The organism is Pseudomonas persica, from assembly GCF_900291015.1.
Classification (GTDB): domain Bacteria; phylum Pseudomonadota; class Gammaproteobacteria; order Pseudomonadales; family Pseudomonadaceae; genus Aquipseudomonas.
The window spans coordinates 1-277 of sequence record NZ_OLKL01000115.1; the positions used below are offsets into that span (position 1 = coordinate 1).

A 277-nucleotide genomic window follows, 5' to 3' on the forward strand; every position below is an offset into this window, starting at 1 on the left:
CAGGAACTCGGTGTCGCCCGTCAGCAGGGCATGCTGGTAGGCCGGCCGGGTAATGAAATCGTAGGACAGGTCGGCACCACCCCTGGACATCTGCGCAATGTCATCGAGGGTCAGGTTCAGCTCCTGGAAGCTGAAACCGCCGGCCTTGCGGATCATGCCACCGATCAGCTGGTTGCCGACGAGCGATAGCGGGTGGCTTTCTGACCAGGCGGTGCCGCTGGCGCGGGTTTCCACGCCGAGAAAGCCGTTGGCGTCCAGGCGCAGGCCGCGTGCACCC

Annotated in this window: 1 pseudogene; it reads right to left on the reverse strand. The window is 65.3% G+C overall.

Annotation, left to right across the window (positions count from 1 at the left end):
• Positions 1-277, reverse strand: a pseudogene (locus FQ664_RS25940) (maltose alpha-D-glucosyltransferase); the annotation flags it as partial.